Origin of the sequence: Psychromonas sp. KJ10-10, assembly GCF_047323245.1 — a bacterium.
GTDB lineage: Bacteria > Pseudomonadota > Gammaproteobacteria > Enterobacterales > Psychromonadaceae > Psychromonas.
This window is the reverse complement of sequence record NZ_CP178826.1, coordinates 1,983,991-2,002,975: the sequence shown is the minus strand read 5'-3', so window position 1 is coordinate 2,002,975 and position 18,985 is coordinate 1,983,991. Positions and strand designations below refer to the sequence as shown.

The 18,985-nt window shown below is 36.4% G+C and carries 14 protein-coding genes and 7 pseudogenes; 7 read left to right on the top strand and 14 right to left on the bottom strand.

Going from position 1 to position 18,985, the window contains the following annotated elements:
• Positions 1 to 22: 22 nt before the first annotated feature.
• Together ACLKMH_RS11480 and ACLKMH_RS11475 are read left to right on the top strand one after the other, a co-directional pair.
• Positions 23 to 541 (top strand): annotated as a pseudogene (locus ACLKMH_RS11480) (cytochrome b); the annotation flags it as partial.
• Positions 542 to 584: 43 nt separating this feature from the next.
• Positions 585 to 1,154, top strand: a complete 570-nt coding sequence (locus tag ACLKMH_RS11475) for a YceI family protein (protein WP_413702064.1) — start codon at positions 585 to 587, stop codon at positions 1,152 to 1,154.
• 21 nt (positions 1,155 to 1,175) lie between these two features.
• Here ACLKMH_RS11475 and ACLKMH_RS11470 read toward each other — a convergent pair whose 3' ends face one another.
• On the bottom strand, positions 1,176 to 2,201 hold the full coding sequence (locus tag ACLKMH_RS11470) for an endonuclease/exonuclease/phosphatase family protein (protein WP_413702063.1): 1,026 nt from the start codon (positions 2,199 to 2,201) through the stop codon (positions 1,176 to 1,178).
• A 13-nt stretch (positions 2,202 to 2,214) separates the two neighbouring features.
• The gene (locus ACLKMH_RS11465) at positions 2,215 to 3,234 is read right to left on the bottom strand and encodes a PLP-dependent cysteine synthase family protein (protein WP_413702062.1); all 1,020 of its coding nucleotides are present in this window, start codon (positions 3,232 to 3,234) and stop codon (positions 2,215 to 2,217) included.
• A 153-nt stretch (positions 3,235 to 3,387) separates the two neighbouring features.
• On the opposite strand from ACLKMH_RS11465, the gene ACLKMH_RS11460 reads away from it, so the two are divergent.
• Positions 3,388 to 3,840 (top strand): Lrp/AsnC family transcriptional regulator, encoded by a 453-nt coding sequence (locus ACLKMH_RS11460; protein WP_413702061.1) that lies wholly within the window; start codon positions 3,388 to 3,390, stop codon positions 3,838 to 3,840.
• Between the two features lie 37 nt (positions 3,841 to 3,877).
• Here the strand turns inward: ACLKMH_RS11460 and ACLKMH_RS11455 are convergent, their stop codons facing one another.
• From ACLKMH_RS11455 to coaE, 4 genes and pseudogenes are all read right to left on the bottom strand, one after another.
• Entirely contained in the window at positions 3,878 to 4,222 is a 345-nt protein-coding gene (locus ACLKMH_RS11455) for a HopJ type III effector protein (protein WP_413702060.1), read from the bottom strand.
• Positions 4,223 to 4,262: 40 nt separating this feature from the next.
• A complete protein-coding gene (gene yacG, locus ACLKMH_RS11450) occupies positions 4,263 to 4,451 on the bottom strand; it encodes a DNA gyrase inhibitor YacG (RefSeq protein WP_413702059.1) in 189 nt (62 codons plus the stop codon).
• A 21-nt stretch (positions 4,452 to 4,472) separates the two neighbouring features.
• Positions 4,473 to 5,213: a cell division protein ZapD gene (gene zapD, locus ACLKMH_RS11445; protein WP_413702058.1), complete on the bottom strand. Its 741-nt coding sequence runs from the start codon at positions 5,211 to 5,213 to the stop codon at positions 4,473 to 4,475.
• 27 nt (positions 5,214 to 5,240) lie between these two features.
• Positions 5,241 to 5,833, bottom strand: a pseudogene (coaE, locus tag ACLKMH_RS11440) (dephospho-CoA kinase).
• A gap of 276 nt (positions 5,834 to 6,109) precedes the next feature.
• Between coaE and nadC the strand changes: the two are divergent.
• The 3 genes from nadC (at position 6,110) to ACLKMH_RS11425 (ending at position 7,911) form a co-directional block, all read left to right on the top strand.
• On the top strand, positions 6,110 to 6,961 hold the full coding sequence (nadC, locus tag ACLKMH_RS11435; protein ID WP_413702057.1) for a carboxylating nicotinate-nucleotide diphosphorylase: 852 nt from the start codon (positions 6,110 to 6,112) through the stop codon (positions 6,959 to 6,961).
• 118 nt (positions 6,962 to 7,079) lie between these two features.
• Positions 7,080 to 7,409 (top strand): hypothetical protein, encoded by a 330-nt coding sequence (locus ACLKMH_RS11430; protein WP_413702056.1) that lies wholly within the window; start codon positions 7,080 to 7,082, stop codon positions 7,407 to 7,409.
• Between the two features lie 4 nt (positions 7,410 to 7,413).
• Positions 7,414 to 7,911, top strand: coding sequence for a DNA ligase (locus ACLKMH_RS11425; RefSeq protein WP_413702055.1), 498 nt, complete (start codon positions 7,414 to 7,416; stop codon positions 7,909 to 7,911).
• A gap of 21 nt (positions 7,912 to 7,932) precedes the next feature.
• Here the strand turns inward: ACLKMH_RS11425 and mutT are convergent, their stop codons facing one another.
• On the bottom strand, positions 7,933 to 8,313 hold the full coding sequence (gene mutT, locus ACLKMH_RS11420) for an 8-oxo-dGTP diphosphatase MutT (protein WP_413702054.1): 381 nt from the start codon (positions 8,311 to 8,313) through the stop codon (positions 7,933 to 7,935).
• Positions 8,314 to 8,380: 67 nt separating this feature from the next.
• Positions 8,381 to 11,103 (bottom strand): annotated as a pseudogene (gene secA / locus ACLKMH_RS11415) (preprotein translocase subunit SecA).
• 677 nt (positions 11,104 to 11,780) lie between these two features.
• Here secA and ACLKMH_RS11410 point away from each other — a divergent pair.
• The gene (locus ACLKMH_RS11410; RefSeq protein ID WP_413702053.1) at positions 11,781 to 12,245 is read left to right on the top strand and encodes a DUF721 domain-containing protein; all 465 of its coding nucleotides are present in this window, start codon (positions 11,781 to 11,783) and stop codon (positions 12,243 to 12,245) included.
• 89 nt (positions 12,246 to 12,334) lie between these two features.
• Here ACLKMH_RS11410 and lpxC read toward each other — a convergent pair.
• From lpxC to murC, 6 genes and pseudogenes are all read right to left on the bottom strand, one after another.
• Positions 12,335 to 13,263 (bottom strand): annotated as a pseudogene (lpxC, locus tag ACLKMH_RS11405) (UDP-3-O-acyl-N-acetylglucosamine deacetylase).
• A gap of 115 nt (positions 13,264 to 13,378) precedes the next feature.
• Positions 13,379 to 14,517 (bottom strand): annotated as a pseudogene (gene ftsZ / locus ACLKMH_RS11400) (cell division protein FtsZ).
• 68 nt (positions 14,518 to 14,585) lie between these two features.
• Positions 14,586 to 15,828: pseudogene (ftsA, locus tag ACLKMH_RS11395) on the bottom strand (cell division protein FtsA).
• A 20-nt stretch (positions 15,829 to 15,848) separates the two neighbouring features.
• The gene (locus ACLKMH_RS11390) at positions 15,849 to 16,499 is read right to left on the bottom strand and encodes a cell division protein FtsQ/DivIB (protein ID WP_413702052.1); all 651 of its coding nucleotides are present in this window, start codon (positions 16,497 to 16,499) and stop codon (positions 15,849 to 15,851) included.
• 148 nt (positions 16,500 to 16,647) lie between these two features.
• Complete coding sequence (locus tag ACLKMH_RS11385; protein WP_413702319.1) at positions 16,648 to 17,526, bottom strand: D-alanine--D-alanine ligase; 879 nt, start codon at positions 17,524 to 17,526, stop codon at positions 16,648 to 16,650.
• Between the two features lie 33 nt (positions 17,527 to 17,559).
• Positions 17,560 to 18,984, bottom strand: a pseudogene (gene murC / locus ACLKMH_RS11380) (UDP-N-acetylmuramate--L-alanine ligase); the annotation flags it as partial.
• Between the last annotated feature and the right edge of the window lies 1 nt (position 18,985).

Here is an 18,985-nt window from a genome sequence, read left to right as displayed (position 1 = left end):
TAAATACTGTGAAAGGTTAAAAATGTCACACTCCATTTCAAAATATAATTCATTAGCAATAATAATGCACTGGCTTTCAGCTATTGCGATTTTTTCCTTGTTTGCACTCGGCTATTGGATGGTAGATTTAACTTATTACAGCGAGTGGTACAAAATTGCACCTAACTGGCATAAATCTGTTGGATTAATACTTTTTGCTATTACTTTGCTTCGTTTAATTTGGAAATTATTAACTAAAGCACCAGAAATAGAAGGATTGGAATGGGAGAAAAAAGGCGCCAAAATAGCACATATTTTACTTTATATACTTCTTTTAGCGACCTTCTTCTCTGGATATTTAATATCCACGGCAGATGGTCGAGGTATAGAAATATTCAATTTAGTGACGTTACCTAGTATGGGAGAATTAATTGAAAACCAAGAAGATATTGCAGGTGAAGTGCATTATTACCTTACTTATAGCTTAATTTCACTAGCATTATTACACGCAATAGCGACCCTCAAACATCATTTTATTAATAAAGACAATACTCTTAAAAAATGCTTTAACTCGGATTTTTTAAATGAATCAAAAAGGAACCAATATGAAAAAATTATTACTCGCTTCTGCAATCGCATCAACTTTTGTACTACCTACAATGGTAAATGCGGCGGATTATAAAATCGATACAGATGGTGCTCATGCTTCGGTCAACTTTAAAGTTAGCCACTTAGGTTACAGTTTTATTCAAGGTCGTTTTAATACATTTTCAGGTAATTTTAGTTATGATGCAAATAATGTAGAAGCATCAAAAATATCGGTAACGGTAGATACTACCAGCTTAGATTCTAATCATGCAGAGCGTGATAAGCACATTAAAGGCGATCAATTCATTAATGCTGGTAAATTTTCAAACTCTACCTTTGAGAGCAAAAAAGTAGTTAAAAACGCGGATGGAGGCCTCTCAGTAATGGGCGCATTAACACTTCATGGTATCACTAAGGATGTAACCTTAGATGCTAAATTTATTGGTGAAGGTGATGATCCTTGGGGCGGATACCGTGCAGGTTTTGAAGCAACAACACGCCTACAATTAAAAGACTTTGGTATTACTGTCGTAGGCGCATCGAGTTATGTTGATTTAGACCTACAAGTTGAAGGTATTAAGCAATAATATTAACTAGAAGCGTTGTGATTAGCTACGTAACTCGAATGTAGCCAATACTATTCCATGGTCGGTGCTTTGACTATCTCTTGCGAAAATAGGATTAATGAGGTGGCGATCATGGGTTTCATAATGACTAACAGAAAAAATACTCTTACTGTACTTAGCATCAAATTCACAGGAAACTAATATGTGATCGAGTACAGAACTTGTCTCGCCATAATAATGAGTTGGTGCTCGCCTTTGGCCAAGATAATTATCGCTTTGTTGAAATAAGTGCCACACATCCTGCAAACAATATTTAGCCAAAAATGCATCCTTATCAATTTGCGAAACGAAACGTAGATCATTAGTTATTAATTGATTTAAAACACCATCAGTTAGATTGTTATTAAAGTCCCCCATTAATAACATGGCATTATCCGTTTCAGCTTTGCGTTTTATCATTTCAACCATTAATAAACTAGCCTCAGTACCACGTTGGATAGTAGCGCCCCATCCTCCAGCTATATTTGCTTTTAAGGATTCAATAATATTCTCTTCACCTGTTAACTGTGACTCTTCCTGGTGTGAAAATAAAGCACGTTTGGATTTAAAATGTACAACATAAAAATCACTCTCGCCGATATGTGGCAAATCAATAGTCGCCCTTAATATTTTTCGACTAAATGAAAAGTCACTAGCAAGCCCTATTTTGGATGCTAAGGCTTGGTCACAATCAACAGCAGTAGCCTCGTTAATTGGAAAACGAGAGGCAATTGCCACTACGGGCGATGAACAAATAAAATCATCCTCTACGACACATTCATCAACAACAGCAAAATATTGATAGCCTAGGTTATTAACTAAATCTTCTAAGGCATCAGGACTAAATACTTCTTGAAAACCAATTACATCGGGCTGATATTCAGTGAGATAGTCTGAAATCCATTGTTGTTTCTTTTGCCATTCTTCAGTGCTTAATATGCGATCAAATTCATAACTTGCAAAGGGAGGTTCAAGGAAGTTAAGTAAATTAAAGGTCGCTATTTTTAGTGTGCTATTTGCTATGTGCAATATCTTCAGTCTTTTAGGGAGTCTCTGTGATATTAAGTTTAACCCACTCTGGGCAATAATAACTATCTAAATAACGATCTCCTCTATCACAAAGCAGTGTCACTATGGCTCCCTGCTGATTTTTTGCCTGCATCTCACGAGCAAGTTGTAATACCCCAACCATATTTGTGCCAGTACTTGGGCCGACTTTATAACCAAGAATGGTTTCTAACCACAACATCATATTCACAGATTGCATATCTGCAACCTTGATCATTCTATCAATTAAGCTCGCAATAAAGGAAGGTTCTACCCGAGGACGCCCTATTCCTTCAATTCTTCCCGCTTTAGTAGAACATAAGGTTTTATCTGCACTTTTAAAATAGTCATAAAAAACCGAATGCTCTGGATCCGTCACCACTAATTGGGTAGTCAACTGATGGTAACGAATATAACGTCCAATCGTTGCGCTGGTACCACCGGTGCCTGCACTGACAACAATGTAGTTAGGAATTGAATGTGACTCAAGTGACATTTGGTCAAAAATAGATTTTGCAATATTATTATTACCTCGCCAGTCTGTAGCACGCTCTGCATAGGTAAACTGATCCATATAATAACCATTTAATTGCTTAGCTAGGCGTTCAGAGTGCTCATAAATCATATCGGTTGATTCAACTAAATGGCATTGCCCACCATATCTTTTAATCAAGGCTATTTTTTCAGGGCTGGTACATTTTGCCATCACAGAAATAAACTTGAGACCTAATAAACGCGCAAAATATGCTTCGGAAATAGCGGTACTTCCAGAGGAAGCTTCAACGATAGTTGTCTGTTCATGTATATGGCCATTACATAGAGCATATAAAAATAAAGAGCGTGCCAATCTATGTTTTAAACTACCAGTAGGATGCGTACTTTCATCTTTTAAATAAATATCAATATGGTTAAATTCAGCCAACTCTAATTTAATTAAATGTGTATCGGCACTACGTTGATAGTCCGCTTTGATTAATGCGATAGCATTATTTACCCAGTCTCTTTGCTTGCTCATTATTTGCTCCTTTGTCGATAAATATCAGTATAGGGAATAACAAATAGAATCTTTCTCTTAAATTACTTGAAAAACATTAAAATAAAGAATATTTTTCTTTTAGATAGACAAATAACAGAAATAAAACCTAAATAAGAATATAGGTGAAAAAATATGGATAAAATAGACCAAGCGATATTAAAATTATTACAAAGTAATTGCTCTTATTCACTGCAACAAATAGCAGATCAACTACACCTAACAACAACACCCTGTTGGAATAGAATTAAACGTTTAGAAGATGAAGGTTATATTAAACAACGCGTGGCTTTGTTGGAGGCTGAAAAATTAGGCCTAGAATTAATTGCATTTGTGCAAATTAAAACCCAGCATCATTCAGAGAGCTGGTTCGAAGAGTTTGTTTTGCAGGTAAAGGGCTTTTCACAGGTGATGGAGTTTTATCGAATGGCGGGAGAGTATGATTATTTGTTAAAAGTTTTGGTTAAGGATATGCGAAGCTATGATAAATTTTATAAAACCCTTGTGAATAATGTCAGTGGCTTAACTGATGTTAATTCAAATTTTGCCATGCAACAATTAAAATACACCACAGAATTGCCTATTTAACAGGGTCATTACACCCTGTTAAATAAACTGAATGATATTATTTAGCAGTTAAAGCTGGTGCGTCAAAGGAAATACCAGACCACCCCTGAAGCATAAATTGGCGGATATTCTGATGATCAGTGGCATTAGGGTTTTGTAAAACATCAATACGGTAGTAATCACCAAAACAAGCTAGAGTCTGCTCTTTATTAAGCTCCTGTAACTGTGCAAAAGCAAACAATTTACATGAACCAGAATTTTCACCAGGTGCATTTTTTTGTTCGCCATTGCTAAAAGCAACCGCTGAAAAAGTATAATTTTCTTCAATGACAGCCATCGTCTCATTGAATGCGATTGTGTCAGGTGTGTGATTTAATTTTTCTAAAAATGCATTGATAAGCATATTGATTCCTAGTTTTCTAACAGATTGGTTTAAAAATTATTTAATCGAAATAAATGGTTTTATCTTGTGGTAAGTCTTCTGCACTAACACTTTCACCTTTAATGCGCTTTTCTTCGTCGGCCCATTCTCCTAAATCAATCAACTGGCAACGTTTACTACAAAAAGGTCGATAAAGACTCTCCTTTACCCATTCCACTTCCTTTTTACAGGTAGGACAATTAACTTTCATCTATATTCCTAGTCTTAATTGTTAACAACAAATTTGCTTAAATTTAATATTTTCAGCTAAATGGTTTTCAATATCGGTGCTCATAAAACGAATAGAGTATCTATCTTTGTGGCCACTTATCATTGGATAAACAGCAAATGAGGTTTCTAATTCTATCGTCACAAAACAACAATGCTCTACCGCTCCTTGATAAAAACCATTTACAGCAGTCTGGGTAGAGCTCACACCCTGCGAACGTTTTATTTTTAAATATAAAAATAGCGCTTTTTGCAAAGCTGAAAAATGAGATAACCACACCTCTGCATCTTTATTTCGTTTTTCAGCGCTTTCTGATAGCCAAAAATGATATTGAGGTAAGTCGAAATTGCAACAACCGCTGGGAATAGAAAAACGTTGCTTTATAGAGGTTAAAAAGCGATTACTTTTAAAATAGCGTAATTGTTTTGGCATAGCTAAAACAGCTTCTATCAAAGTTTCTATTTCAGAGGATAATTCTGAAACAGCTTGTAAATTAACTTCTTCATGCTTCAACCAACCTTTCATTTGCACGGTTAATTCACGTAAATCCTTTACTAAATCATGGCGAATATCACATCGCTCACTGAGTTCTAATAGCTCAAATAAAGCCTTAAGAAAAACCGTTGCATCACTTTCAGCTTCAAATTGTTTACTTTTAGTTAGTTGTAAAAAAAGAAACTCAAAACGTAAATAACTACGCATTTTTTCATTTAGTGGGTATTCAAAGGTGATTATCTTAGACATTTTTATCTCAATTTCTTTTGTTGAACCTTATTGTAACGCTCTGAGTTGTTTATCTAAAGCGATAACCGCACTTTCTAAGCTTGATAATGATATATTTTCATTATGGATAACAAAATCTGCTTTTTCTAATCGTTCTGTTCGACTAACTTGGCTAGCCATAATTTTTTCTATAATCACTCGGTCAGACTTATCTCTTAACATTGTCCGTTGAATTTGTAATGCCTCACTGACATCAACCACCAACACATAATCACAATAAGTTTGTAGATTGTTTTCAAACAGTAAAGGTGCCTCTAATAACACATACTGACCTTTCGCTTGTTGTAATTGTGCTAGCATTTGTTGGCGAATAATTGGATGTAATAAATTATTTAACCAGGATTTTTTTCTACATCACTAAAAATTAATTCACGTAATTTAGACCTGTTTAACTCACCATTTTCAAGTATATCTTGGCCAAAGTATTCAACGATTGTACTTAAGGTTGGCGTTCCCTTTTCGACCACTTGCCTTGCAACAATATCGGCATCTACGATTTCAACATCCAAAGATTTAAAAAATGAAGAGACTGTTGATTTACCACTACCGATTCCTCCCGTCAAACCAATAATCAAACTCATGTATTTTCTCCTATTCGCTCTAAGCATTTTATAAGAGTTATATTATTAAGTCTTAAGTTCATGCTAAAATTAATCAAATAACTCAGGCTATCGCTATTTAAGCCTATTTCATCGTTGGAAATGCTCATATAAACCATTAAACTCTGCTTTCCGTTTTGAACTAAGCTTAAGTAACTTAGCCCTGAGCATTTATTACCTAATTTGCTAAAAATTTCTTCTTTTTTGAAGGAGTGCAGAGTAGTTAAAAATTTATTATTACAGTTTGGAAAGAAAATAATGGTTGAAAAAGAAATTTCAGAAAGTGTCAAAATTGCTCTGCATGAAGATTTAAACGGTTTATCAGCATCAGAGGGTGATATTACCGCAAACTTGATCCCCGAAGGTAAACAGGCAAAAGCGATTGTTATTACTCGAGAAGATGCTGTTTTTTGTGGTAAAGCTTGGACACAGGAAGTTTTTAAACAATTAGGTAATAAAGTCACTATTACCTGGCATGTAAAAGATGGTGACTTTGTAAAGGCGAATTCAACTTTATTTAGTCTCGAAGGCTGTGCTCGTACTTTGCTTACAGGTGAACGTAGCGCATTAAATTTCATTCAAACTCTGTCAGCGATTGCAACACGAACAAAACACTACACAGACATTATCAAAGAAACCAATTGTAAATTATTAGATACCCGTAAAACCTTACCAGGTTTACGTAACGCTTCTAAATACGCTGTTTTATGTGGTGGCGGTTTTAATCATCGTATAGGACTTTATGACGCTTATCTAATTAAAGAAAACCATATTTTAGCCTGTGGCGGAATCAAACAAGCAATTGAAATGGCCAATAAACTGCACCCTGAACGCTGGGTAGAGGTAGAAGTAGAGAGCATTGAAGAATTAAATCAAGCACTCAATGCTGGTGCACAACGTGTTATGTTAGATAACTTTACGGTTGCTATGATGCAAGAAGCCGTGCAGATTAATCGAGATAATGAACATTCAGCAGATTTAGAAGTTTCTGGTAATGTAACAACCAGTACTATTTTAGCCTTTGCTAGTACAGGAGTTGATTATATTTCTGTCGGCGCATTAACAAAGCATATTAATGCAATTGACCTTTCCATGCGCTTTGTTGATTAAGCACACAAATAATGACAATTATTTGATTGAAAATATGTATATCTTCAAATAGCTCATATTTAAAATAAATAAGTTAGATAAAACTCCTTAGAATAAAAGATTAAACAAGGAGTTTTATATGATTTTAATTTTATTGTTTTCATTACTTTTTTCACCTGCATTACAAGCGACTAAACCAGAAATTCAACTAGCGACTAAATTCCACCAAGATATCATCGTTAGTGATTATTGGATAAGTGAGAAACTTGATGGTGTGCGTGCCTATTGGGACGGTCAACAACTCATTTCACGCCAAGGTAACCTTTTTCCTGCTCCCACATGGTTTACCGCCGATTTCCCTAACACACCACTTGATGGAGAACTTTGGATAGCAAGACAAGAGTTTGAAACTGTTTCTGGCATTGTCAGAACAAAAACGGGTAAAGAAGAACGCTGGCAACGAAATTAGCTTTATGATTTTCGATTTACCTAACTCTCCAGAAATCTTCAGCAACCGTTTACTCATTATGCAAAAATTGATCGATGATAGCCCCTCTCCCTATATCAAACTCATTAAACAACAAAGAATACATAGCCATCAAGCACTTCAACAAAAACTTGATGAGGTTATTGATGGAGGAGGAGAAGGCTTAATGCTTCACCATATTAATGCGCATTACCAAGCAAAACGTAGTCAAGATTTAATGAAATTGAAACGTTATGATGATGAGGAAGCACAAGTGTTAAGTTACTTACCGGGTAAAGGTAAATATCTAGGTAAAATGGGCGCATTATTAGTGAAGAATAGCGATGGTATTATATTTAAAATAGGAACAGGTTTTAGTGATAAAGAGCGCTCAAATCCGCCTAAAATTGGAGATATCATTACTTATCAATATATTGGTAAAACAAAAAATAAGGTGCCACGATTTGCCTCTTTTTTACGTGTAAGAATACCCATCACACCTTGAATTAAAGAACATAAAAACTTTTTACAGCTTATTAATGACACTTTGATTAGCTTCAGGAAAATCATATTGCTGGAGTTCTTCCTTACATACCCACTTGATTGGTTGATCTTCTTTAGCAGTAGCTTGACCAGTATATTTACTCACTAAATAGAAATGTAAATTTAATTGTTTATCGCCATAATCAAAAAATAACTTTTCAAACAATTGATAATCAGTGGCAGTTAATCCAACTTCTTCATAAAGCTCCCTTAACATAGCTTCATCGGGAGATTCATTGGTTTCCACTTTACCACCGGGAAACTCCCATTTCCCGCCTTGATGGACATCTGAAGCACGTAAAGCGATTAGAAACTGTTCACTATTATCTTTAACGATAGCAATACTAATATTGATAATTTTCATACAATTCTCTTTTTAAAGACAAAAAAAATGGCTCAAATAGAGCCATTAAGTTATTTGCAATATCTATTTAAGCATTCAACTTGCCGTGACATTGTTTGTATTTTTTACCTGAGCCACAAGGACAAGGTTCATTACGCCCTACCTTTTTCTCACCACGTACAAAGGTATCAGTAGAATCAGACTCTTCCGATGCAACTTCACCCGCGATGTACACGCGTGTTGCATTTCCAATTTAGCTTTTTCTTCCGCTAAACGGCGTTGCTCAGCAATCGCTTCAACTTCTTCTTTACTTTGAACTTGTACTTTAGACAAAATAGTCACTACATCATGTTTCAAATTATCAAGCATCTCTAAAAACATTTCAAAAGATTCACGCTTATATTCTTGCTTTGGATCTTTTTGAGCGTAACCGCGTAAATGAATACCTTGACGTAAATGATCCATTGAAGCTAAATGTTCCTTCCATAATGAATCAATGGTTTGAAGCATTACTGATTTTTCGAAACCAGAAATAATCTCCTGACCAACCTGCTCTTTTTTCTGCGCATAGATATCTTTTGCATGCGTTAAAATGTTTTCACGGATGGTTTCTTCCTGAAGGTTCGCATCATCAACTAACCATTGCTGTACAGGTAATTCGAGCAAGAAATCTGTTTTCAGCTTACGTTCCAAGCCTTCTAAATCCCATTGCTCAGTCAATGATTGCTGTGGAACATATTGGTCAATACAAGCATTGAAAACATCATCCCAGATACCATCGATAGTTTCTGTAATCTCATCACTATCCATTACACCATTACGTTGTTGATAAATAACTTTACGTTGATCATTCGCAACATCATCAAAATCGAGTAATGACTTACGCATATCAAAGTTACGACCCTCAACTTTACGTTGTGCATTTTCAATGGCACGAGTTACCCAAGGGTGCTCAATCGCTTCACCATCTTCCATACCTAATTTTTTCATCATGTTAGACACTTTGTCTGATGCAAAAATACGCATCAGAGAATCTTCCATTGAAAGGTAAAAGCGACTTTCACCAGCATCACCTTGACGACCAGAACGACCACGTAACTGATTGTCAATACGGCGAGACTCATGTCGTTCGGTACCAATAATATATAAACCACCTGCTTCGAGAACTTGCTTATGTTCTTCCTGCCACACAAGCGTTTCTGCTTGTTTTTGTTCTTCAGTTAAATCTCCAAGCTTTTCAAGACGCGCTTGTAAATTACCACCTAAAACAATATCCGTACCACGACCAGCCATATTAGTGGCAATAGTCACGGAACCAAGGGCACCAGCCTGAGCAATAATATCGGCTTCTTTTTCATGGAACTTAGCGTTTAAAACACTGTGTTTTATATTCGCTTTATCCATTAATTGCGATAATAGCTCTGAATTTTCAATTGATACTGTACCGATCAGAACAGGTTGACGACGCTCTAGACGCTGTTCAATGTCTTTAACAATTGCTTGGTATTTCTCTACCTCTGTTAAATATACAAGATCTCCTCCATCAATACGCTTCATAGGTTTATTGGTTGGGATAACAATAGTTTCTAATCCATAAATAGATTGAAACTCAAAAGCTTCAGTATCAGCAGTACCGGTCATACCTGCTAATTTGTCATATAAGCGGAAAAAGTTTTGGAAGGTAATAGAAGCAAGTGTTTGGTTTTCATTTTGGATTTGTACACCTTCTTTTGCTTCAACAGCTTGATGTAACCCCTCAGACCAACGACGACCTGGCATAGTACGACCAGTATGTTCGTCAACAATAACCACTTCACCCTGTTCTGTAACTATGTATTCAACATCTTTTTCAAATAAGGTATGTGCGCGCAAAGCGGCATTTGCATGGTGTAAAAGACTAATGCTTGATGCCGCATATAAAGACTGATCTTCAGCAAGCAGTCCACGCTCTTGAAGGATTTTTTCTACTTTTTCTTGACCACGTTCGGTCAATAGAACCTGTTTGCTTTTCTCATCAATGGTATAATCGCCTTCACCAACATATTCTTCAGTATCCTCTTGATCCTGAGGGATAAGCATTGGAATAACAGTATTTAATTCATTATAAAGCTGTGCATCACCATCAGTAGGACCGGAAATAATCAATGGAGTACGAGCTTCATCGATTAAAATCGAGTCAACCTCATCGACAATGGCATAATTCAATGGACGCATTACACGTTGCGATGCTTCAAAGGCCATATTGTCGCGTAAATAATCAAAACCAAACTCGTTATTAGTACCATAGGTAATATCAGCGACGTAAGCGGCGCGTTTTGCTTCACTATCCATACCTGATAAATTAATACCAACGGTTAATCCTAAGAACTCAAATAACTCTGCATTCCACTCTGCATCACGTTTTGCAAGGTAGTCATTCACAGTAATAACATGAACACCTTTACCAGTTAATGCATTAAGATAAGCGGGTAAGGTCGCCGTTAATGTTTTACCTTCACCAGTACGCATTTCGGCAATTTTATTTTCATTTAAAATCATGCCACCAATTAATTGCACATCAAAATGACGCATACCAAATACACGCATTGATGCACTTCTTACCACAGCAAATGCCTCTATAAGAATAGAGTCTAAATCTTCACCAGCGGCAACTCGTTCTTTAAACTCAGTGGTTTTTTGTCTTAGCTCGATATCAGAAAGTGATTCTATTTGGGGCTCTAGTTTATTAATCTCATCCACTACTTTTCGGAGTTTTTTCAAGTAACGGTCATTACGACTGCCTATTATTTTTGTTATTAGCTGTGTGATCATTTTACTTATCTCGTTGTTTTTAATTTAAATTTAATTTCGATTTTAGCTGTCGCGACAATAAATATAATACTTGGAATTTACTGACGACTACTTTTAATACTTGGTAATGAACCTCTGGGATCGTTGGACGCCCCTTTTCTTAATACTTGTTGGTCTTTATTTAGTGATTAAAACTAATTCCCTTGCATCTGTATATGATAATTATTAAACCATCATCATGCTGCAATTCGACCTTCAAACAATAACAAGTCTGCTACCATAAAATAGCTATATAGCTAAAGGTATATAAACAGCTTGATAAGCCCTCGTCTTGCAGTTAAAAGTCTTAGATTGTAGCAAAAATTAAAAAACTAAAGCACAAGCTTTTACTGCCTTCCCTAAAATAGTTAACTCATTCACAGATGGTGATGATTAAGTGAAATTTCAAGGTGTGCTAGCTGTTTTTCTTCATTTATAGGGAATTGATCAATATTCTCATAATTATTCAATAATGATGAATAGCAGAGAATATCATATTCTTATATTTATTCCATTTGACTTAAGCCAGTAAAATCAAACTCTTCATTAACTAATTTGCTTTTTTCTCATAAACTATCACTTAATGAACGACTAACTACTTCCTCTATCTAACAGATTGCCGTTATACTCATGGTATGAATCCATTATTGAAAAGATAAATGAATAGTAAACGCCAGCCTACATCTGTCGCATTGTTGCTTAAACAAAGCGGGTTACAATACGATTTACCTCTATTTACAAAGTTGGATAGTTTACTACAAGGTTTTTTGAAACAACATAATATCAAAGGTTGCCGTGTAGGAAATTTACAAAATGGGAGCTTAGTTATAGAAATCCCTGATGCCAATTGGATGATGCGCTTACAATTTATGCGGAATGAACTATTAAGCGAATTACGCAAAGCGTCACCTGGTTTGCTAAAAATCAATATAAAGGTAAATCCACGTTTATCAATACAGTCACCTAAACACAAAAAAGCAAAAAGTCTGCCTAAAATTCGCGCAACTAAAATGTCAGAAGAAGTGGCCGATAGTTTTTTAGCGTTAGCAGATGACGCTGATCCCCAACTTAAAAAAGCATTACAATCTTTAGCGTCGTATTCTCAGAAAAACCCAAAAAAATAACTTTGCACTTATTACAGATAAAAAAATACAGATAAAAAAATCCTGCATAATGCAGGATTTAATATTTTTTTAAACAGCTAAAGCATTCTTTAAAAAGCTAAAACAGGCTCAATGTACTGAACAGGTGATTCACTAACAGGCTCTTCAAATGTCACCATTTCCCAAGCCTCTTGATCAGCAAGTAATGCACATAATAATTTATTATTTAATGCATGACCGGTTTTAAAGGCTTTTAAATGCCCTAAAATGGTATAACCAGAAAGATAAAGGTCACCAATAGCATCCAATACTTTATGTTTTACAAATTCATCTTCATAGCGTAAACCATCTGGGTTTAATACTCGAAATTCATCTAAACCAATAGCATTATCTAAGCTTGCACCTAAGGCTAAGTTATTCGCTTGTAATTGCTCAACACCTTTCATAAAACCAAAGGTTCTAGCACGACTAATTTCTTTTACAAAAAGGTCACCAGAAAACTGCATCTCAATATGTTGATTTTGGCCTTCAAAAACCGGGTGATCAAAATCGATTTTAAAGTCTAAACTAAAACCTTTGTTTGAAGGTTGTAATTCAGCAAATTTGCCTTCTTTTTCATCTTCAACACGAATGGCCTTTTTAACACGAATAAACTTCTTAGCAGACTGTTTAATTCTTCAATACCAGCCGATTGTAATAGGAAAATAAATGGGCTAGCACTACCGTCCATAATTGGAATTTCAGGCGCATCTACATCAATAATAATATTATCAATGCCAAGACCTGCTAAGGCGACAGACAAATGTTCTACCGTTGATATTTTTTGTCCCGCATCATTAACTAGACAAGTACATAGTAATGTTTCTTGTACAGCCTGAGCATGAGCCTTGAAAGTAACAACAGGGTCAAGGTCGATACGACGATAAACAATACCTGTGTTAGCAGGTGCAGGATGTAACTCAATCGTTACTTTATTTCCTGAGTGCAAACCAATACCAGTTGATTTAACACTTTTCTTTAATGTTCTTTGTTTAATCATCGGATCCCCTTGTACTTAATTTCACAGTACATAATTTAAAATTTTCAATAGTATATCAGTTTGAGACTTATATCACAAACTGACAATTACTCAATTAATTAATGTTAAAAAAACACTAATCTGCTTGTTTACGTAAAAAAGCAGGGATATCTAAATAACTACTCTCAGGTTTAGCTTCTGCAGGCTCTTCTGCAACAGCGCCTTGAGGCTTTTCCGCTTCTTCCACTGCTGATGGTGCAACAGGTTGCGTTTCTAACGCCGGTTTTGCGGGAGTCAATTCTGATGTACGTTCACCTAATCCTGTCACAATCACCGTAACATGCAAGTTTGCACTATCAATTGAAGGATCAACAGTAACACCGATAATGATTTGTGAGTCCTCTGAAGCAAACTCACGTAACGCATCACCAACTGTTTCATATTCGTCCCAGGCAAAATCCATCCCAGCAACAATATGTACTAAAACACCACGCGCATTTGATAAATCAACATCTTCAAGTAATGGGCATGAAATAGCTTGTTCTACAGCTTCTTCAGCACGTTCTTCACCCGATGCAATACCAATTCCCATTACAGCGGTTGTACCTGCTTCAGTCATAACAGTACGTACGTCGGCGAAATCGATATTAATGGTACTTTCTTCATTATTAATGATCGCAGAAAAACCAGAAACTGCGTCGTATAATACGCCGTTTGCGACTTCTAACGCACCGAGGAAAGTAACGCCCTTAGGTAGTGACTTTTGTAATTTATCGTTTGGAATAATAAGCAAAGAATCAATATGTTCTGATAAACGAGAAATACCTTGATTAGCATAATTAATACGTTTTTTACCTTCAAAAAAGAAGGTTTTGAAACAACACCAATGGTTAATGCACCAAGTTCTTTTGCAACTTCGGCAACAACAGGTGATGCGCCAGTTCCCGTTCCGCCCCCCATTCCAGCGCCGATAAACACAACATCAGCGCCCGTTAATAGCTCACGAATGGTTTCTTTATCTTCTAATGCTGACTTATAGCCAACCTCAGGATTTGCGCCAGCACCTAGTCCGTTTGTAATTGATGCACCTAATTGCAAACGGATATCTGCTTTAGATTTACGCAAAGCTTGTGCATCTGTATTCATTACAATGAATTCAGCGCCAGTAAGTCCTTGGTCAATCATATGGTTAACAGCGTTACCACCACCACCACCGACACCAACTACTTTTATGACTGCTTGTTGCTCATGCTCTTCATCAACTATTTCAAACATTTGATCTTTTTCCACTTTATTTAACTCTTCAGACATAGCATGTCCCCATGGTATTTAAATGATACCCACTAATATTCTTTTTTTACCCAGCTTTTTATTTTATTCAAAAAGAGGCTAAAACGATTTTCTACAGGCTCTTCTTGGCCTTCACTAAATTCATCGTTCTTATAACGTAATAACCCTACCGCAGTAGAATATGCAGGAAAAGCAATATCATCTGCTAACCCAATTACATTTTGTGGTAATCCGATGCGCACTTGCATATTATCAAACACTTGTTCGGCAACTTCAACAAGTCCACGGATCTGCGACCCACCGCCTGTTAATACAATACCGGTCGCTAATTGCTGTTTTAAACCATCAGCGTCTTTAGCATAGCCTAATTTATATAATTCTTTTTTACTAAGCCTAATAATTCACTATAACGAGGCTCTATGACATCAACTAAATTCAATCGTTCCAATGAACGACTCGGACGACCACCCACGCTTGGCAATTCAATCATTTCATCGGAACTTATATTTTCTCTAGATAAACTTCCGTATTTTGTTTTAACTTCTTCTGCTGACGATGGTGGCGTACTAAAAGCAATGGCGATATCGTTAGTGACTGTATTACCTGCATAGCCAAGCACTCGACTATGACGCAATGAACCATCTAAATATACTGAAATATCCATAGTGCCACAACCAATGTCAACCATGCACACGCCCAGTTTTTTTCATCATCACTGAGTATTGATGCGCTCGAAGCAACACCAGAAAAGGTCAATTGATCTACATTTAAGTTGCAACGCTCAACCGCTTTCTCTAAATTCTTGACTAAATCATTATGGCAAGTAATAAGGTGAACGTTCGCCTTTAACTTAATGCCAGCTAACCCTAATGGATTATTTATGCCACTTTGATTATCAATTGAATACTGTTGCGGAATAACATGCAATAAACGTTGATCATCTCGTAACTTAATTGAGCGAGCGTTATGCAGAACACTTTCAATATCAAATGCAGTGACTTCATGGTCATCTATTGCCCAAGTGCCAGTTTCATTTAAGGATTCAATATGTGAACCAGAAATTGAAAGACTCACCGAAGAGACTTGGCAATCAGCCATATCCTCAGCACGCTTCAGAGCTTGTTTAATGGCTATAACAACCGAATCTAAATCAGTCACAGAGCCTTTATCAACGCCCTTTGAATATGCTTTACCAATACCAACGACATTAATTTGATCGTTCTCTAGTAATTCACCAATTAAAACGACAATCTTATGGCTTCCAATATCAATACCAACGGTGTAATCACTTTCCATACTATTGCTAACCCTTAAAATCATTCAATGAGTTGGTCTTCTTTTTTCCAACCGACTGCAAAGCCAGTATCATATCTCAAATCAATATAATCTATCTTATTTACATTATATTTTTTACCCATTAAAGGATAAACAGTTAAAAATCTTTGTATTCTGTCTAGCTTTTGCTCTTTACCCAATCGCAAAACAATACCATTGTTTAATGTTAACGATGTTGAGCGTCGTTGATCACTACTTAAAGATGAGATTGAAAAATCATTCACTTTCAGTAATTGATGCAACTTCAAATATGTATTTAAAACTTCAGAAGCTTGATCATCGCTACCATAGAGCGACACATATTGCTCAACAGAAGCATCGGGAGCAACATTTACAATTTCTCCAAAACGATTCAATAATGCATTGTCATTCCAAATAGCAACAATCGATTGTTCCACGACATGTATTTTTAACGTATCTGGCCAACGCTTTCGGATAGAAACAGAATACACCCATGGCATTTCTTCTAAATCTTTTTGTATTTGCGCAATTTCTACCGTAAAAAAATTAAGTTTATTTTGTTGTCCAAGTAACACCTCACGCACTTTTTCAAAAGTGATATGAGTATCGTTACCAGTTAAAATCAATGCGTTTAATGGTACTGATTTTTCATCGGTTATCCAATCTTTCAAGGAGAAAAAACTTAATTTTAACAGGTAAAGCACTGCAATAAAAAAATAATACTGAAGCACTTTGCAAGATTTACCTGTTTTAGTTTTTCCCACATAATGAATTACTTATAAAGTCTGTTTAAGGATTTCTATCACCAATTGCTCAAAACTATAACCTGCTTGTTTCTGTTGCTTTAGGTACTAAACTGGTGGGAGTCATGCCTGGTACCGTGTTAACTTCGAGCAACTTCCAGTTATCCTGCTCATCTAGCATAAAATCGACACGTCCCCAACCTGTACAGCCAATTGCATGAAACGCATCGACAGCAATTTGATTTAGTTGTGCTAATTTTTGCTCATTTAAGCCACAAGGGCAAAAGTACAATGTTTCCGTTGATTGATACTTTGCCTGATAATCATAAAATTCATTTTCTGTTTTCATGCGAATAGCAGGTAATACTTTTCCATTCAACATCGAAACAGTAAATTCTTGTCCTGTGATCCAAGATTCTAACAAAACCTTATTATCAAATTTGAAGGCTTCCTGCAGTGCGTTAATAAGTTGCTCTGTATTGTTAGCCTTTGCCATACCAATACTAGATCCCTCATTAACGGGCTTTACCATAACAGTGCCTGATAATTGCGCCATTATAGAGGCACATTGTGATTCATCAAAGCTTTCCTTGAGAATAATTTGATAGTCAGCAGTAGGTAGTTGGTAACTTTGCCAAATCTGTTTGGTTTTAGACTTATCCATTGCAATAGCAGAGCTTAAAACATCACAACCAGTGAATGGAATATCAAGGGTTTTTAAGAAACCTTGAATAACGCCATCTTCACCACCACGCCCATGCAACGCAATAAATACACGTTCAAAGCCTTGCTTTTTAAGTAAGGTAATATCATCAGTTTTAGGATCAATGCCAACAGCGTTCACACCTTGATCAACGAGTGCTTTTAAGACTGCTCGGCCAGATGCTAAGGACACTTCCCGCTCAGCACTATTACCACCATATAAAACAGCTACTTTACCAAAATTTACACTCATTTTTTCGCCTACCAATTTCATTTTTTCTATATCTAATTTTAAATCAGCTAATGTTTTTACCACAGTACCAATATTACCAGCGCCCTGTGTTAAAACGATATCACCTTCACAAATAACCTTCGCTAGAATTGCGGGTAATGCCTCTGGAGAAGGAACAAAAATAGGTTCTTTGTCACTGTGTAATCTAATCGTTCGGCATAGAGAGCGACTATCTGCACCTGAAATAGGTGCTTCACCAGCGGCATAAACATCTAATAAAAGAAGTTGGTCTACTTGCCCCAATACCTGTGAAAAATCTTCATAGAGATCTCGAGTTCGTGTATAACGATGTGGCTGATATGCCATCACTAAACGTTTTTCAGGCCATCCTGCACGCACAGCATTGATTGTAGCCTGTACTTCCGTTGGGTGATGTCCGTAATCATCAATCAACATCGCCTTGCCATTGCCAGTTTCAAACTCACCATATTGTTCAAAGCGACGACCTATTCCTTCGAACTTGTGTAATGCTTTTAAAATAGCATCATCACAGACTTCGTCTTCCATCGCAACGGCAATCGCGATGGCGGCATTTAACGCATTATGTTTGCCGGGTAAATTAAGCTTTATTTGCATATCTGGTTTATTAACACGGTGTACCAAAAACTCACTACGATTAGTTGACTGTTTAAAAGCAGAAATTCGCACATCTGCTTTTTCATGAAAACCATAGGTCACACATTGTCTCGCAAACTTAGGAATTAACCCTTCAATCACTTCATCATCTAAGCACACAACAGCCGTACCATAAAAAGGCAAGTTTTGAATAAACTGCACAAAGGTATCTTTTAATACTTCGAAACTGCCCTGATAAGTATCCATATGATCAGCTTCAATATTGGTAACCACTGAAACCATAGGTTGTAGATGTAAGAATGAGGCATCACTTTCGTCTGCTTCTGCAATTAAATAACGGCTCTGCCCTAATTTAGCATTAGTCCCTGCACTATTTAAAAGTCCTCCTATGATAAAGGTCGGATCTAACTCTGCTTCACCATAAATGCTCGCAATCAAACTGGTGGTTGTGGTCTTACCATGTGTACCCGCCACTGCAACACCATGTCGATAACGCATTAATTCAGCTAACATTTCTGCTCGACGTACCACTGGAATTCGTGCTTGCTCAGCGACTAATAACTCTGGGTTTTGGGCATTAATTGCAGTGGAAACTACGACCACCGAAGCGCCATAGATATTTTCCTGTTGATGACCAATAAAAATTTCCGCACCTAAAGCTCGTAACCTTTTGACGACTGGATTTTCAGCAATATCAGAGCCGGTTATTTTATAACCTTCATAGGCTAATACTTCTGCAATACCGCCCATACCAGCACCACCGATGCCCACGAAATGGATTTGTTTTACACGGCGCATTTCAGGGATTATAGTGCGTATTTGTGCGAGTTCAGTTTTTATCATA

Bases quoted from the DNA above. Each gene is read 5' to 3' on its own strand.
- ACLKMH_RS11475 (WP_413702064.1), top strand. From the start codon at position 585: ATGAAAAAATTATTACTCGCTTCTGCAATCGCATCAACTTTTGTACTA.
- ACLKMH_RS11465 (WP_413702062.1), bottom strand. From the start codon at position 3,234: ATGAGCAAGCAAAGAGACTGGGTAAATAATGCTATCGCATTAATCAAA.
- ACLKMH_RS11460 (WP_413702061.1), top strand. From the start codon at position 3,388: ATGGATAAAATAGACCAAGCGATATTAAAATTATTACAAAGTAATTGC.
- ACLKMH_RS11455 (WP_413702060.1), bottom strand. From the start codon at position 4,222: ATGCTTATCAATGCATTTTTAGAAAAATTAAATCACACACCTGACACA.
- yacG (WP_413702059.1), bottom strand. From the start codon at position 4,451: ATGAAAGTTAATTGTCCTACCTGTAAAAAGGAAGTGGAATGGGTAAAG.
- zapD (WP_413702058.1), bottom strand. From the start codon at position 5,213: ATGTCTAAGATAATCACCTTTGAATACCCACTAAATGAAAAAATGCGT.
- nadC (WP_413702057.1), top strand. From the start codon at position 6,110: ATGGTTGAAAAAGAAATTTCAGAAAGTGTCAAAATTGCTCTGCATGAA.
- ACLKMH_RS11430 (WP_413702056.1), top strand. From the start codon at position 7,080: ATGATTTTAATTTTATTGTTTTCATTACTTTTTTCACCTGCATTACAA.
- ACLKMH_RS11425 (WP_413702055.1), top strand. From the start codon at position 7,414: ATGATTTTCGATTTACCTAACTCTCCAGAAATCTTCAGCAACCGTTTA.
- mutT (WP_413702054.1), bottom strand. From the start codon at position 8,313: ATGAAAATTATCAATATTAGTATTGCTATCGTTAAAGATAATAGTGAA.
- ACLKMH_RS11410 (WP_413702053.1), top strand. From the start codon at position 11,781: ATGAATAGTAAACGCCAGCCTACATCTGTCGCATTGTTGCTTAAACAA.
- ACLKMH_RS11385 (WP_413702319.1), bottom strand. From the start codon at position 17,526: ATGAGTGTAAATTTTGGTAAAGTAGCTGTTTTATATGGTGGTAATAGT.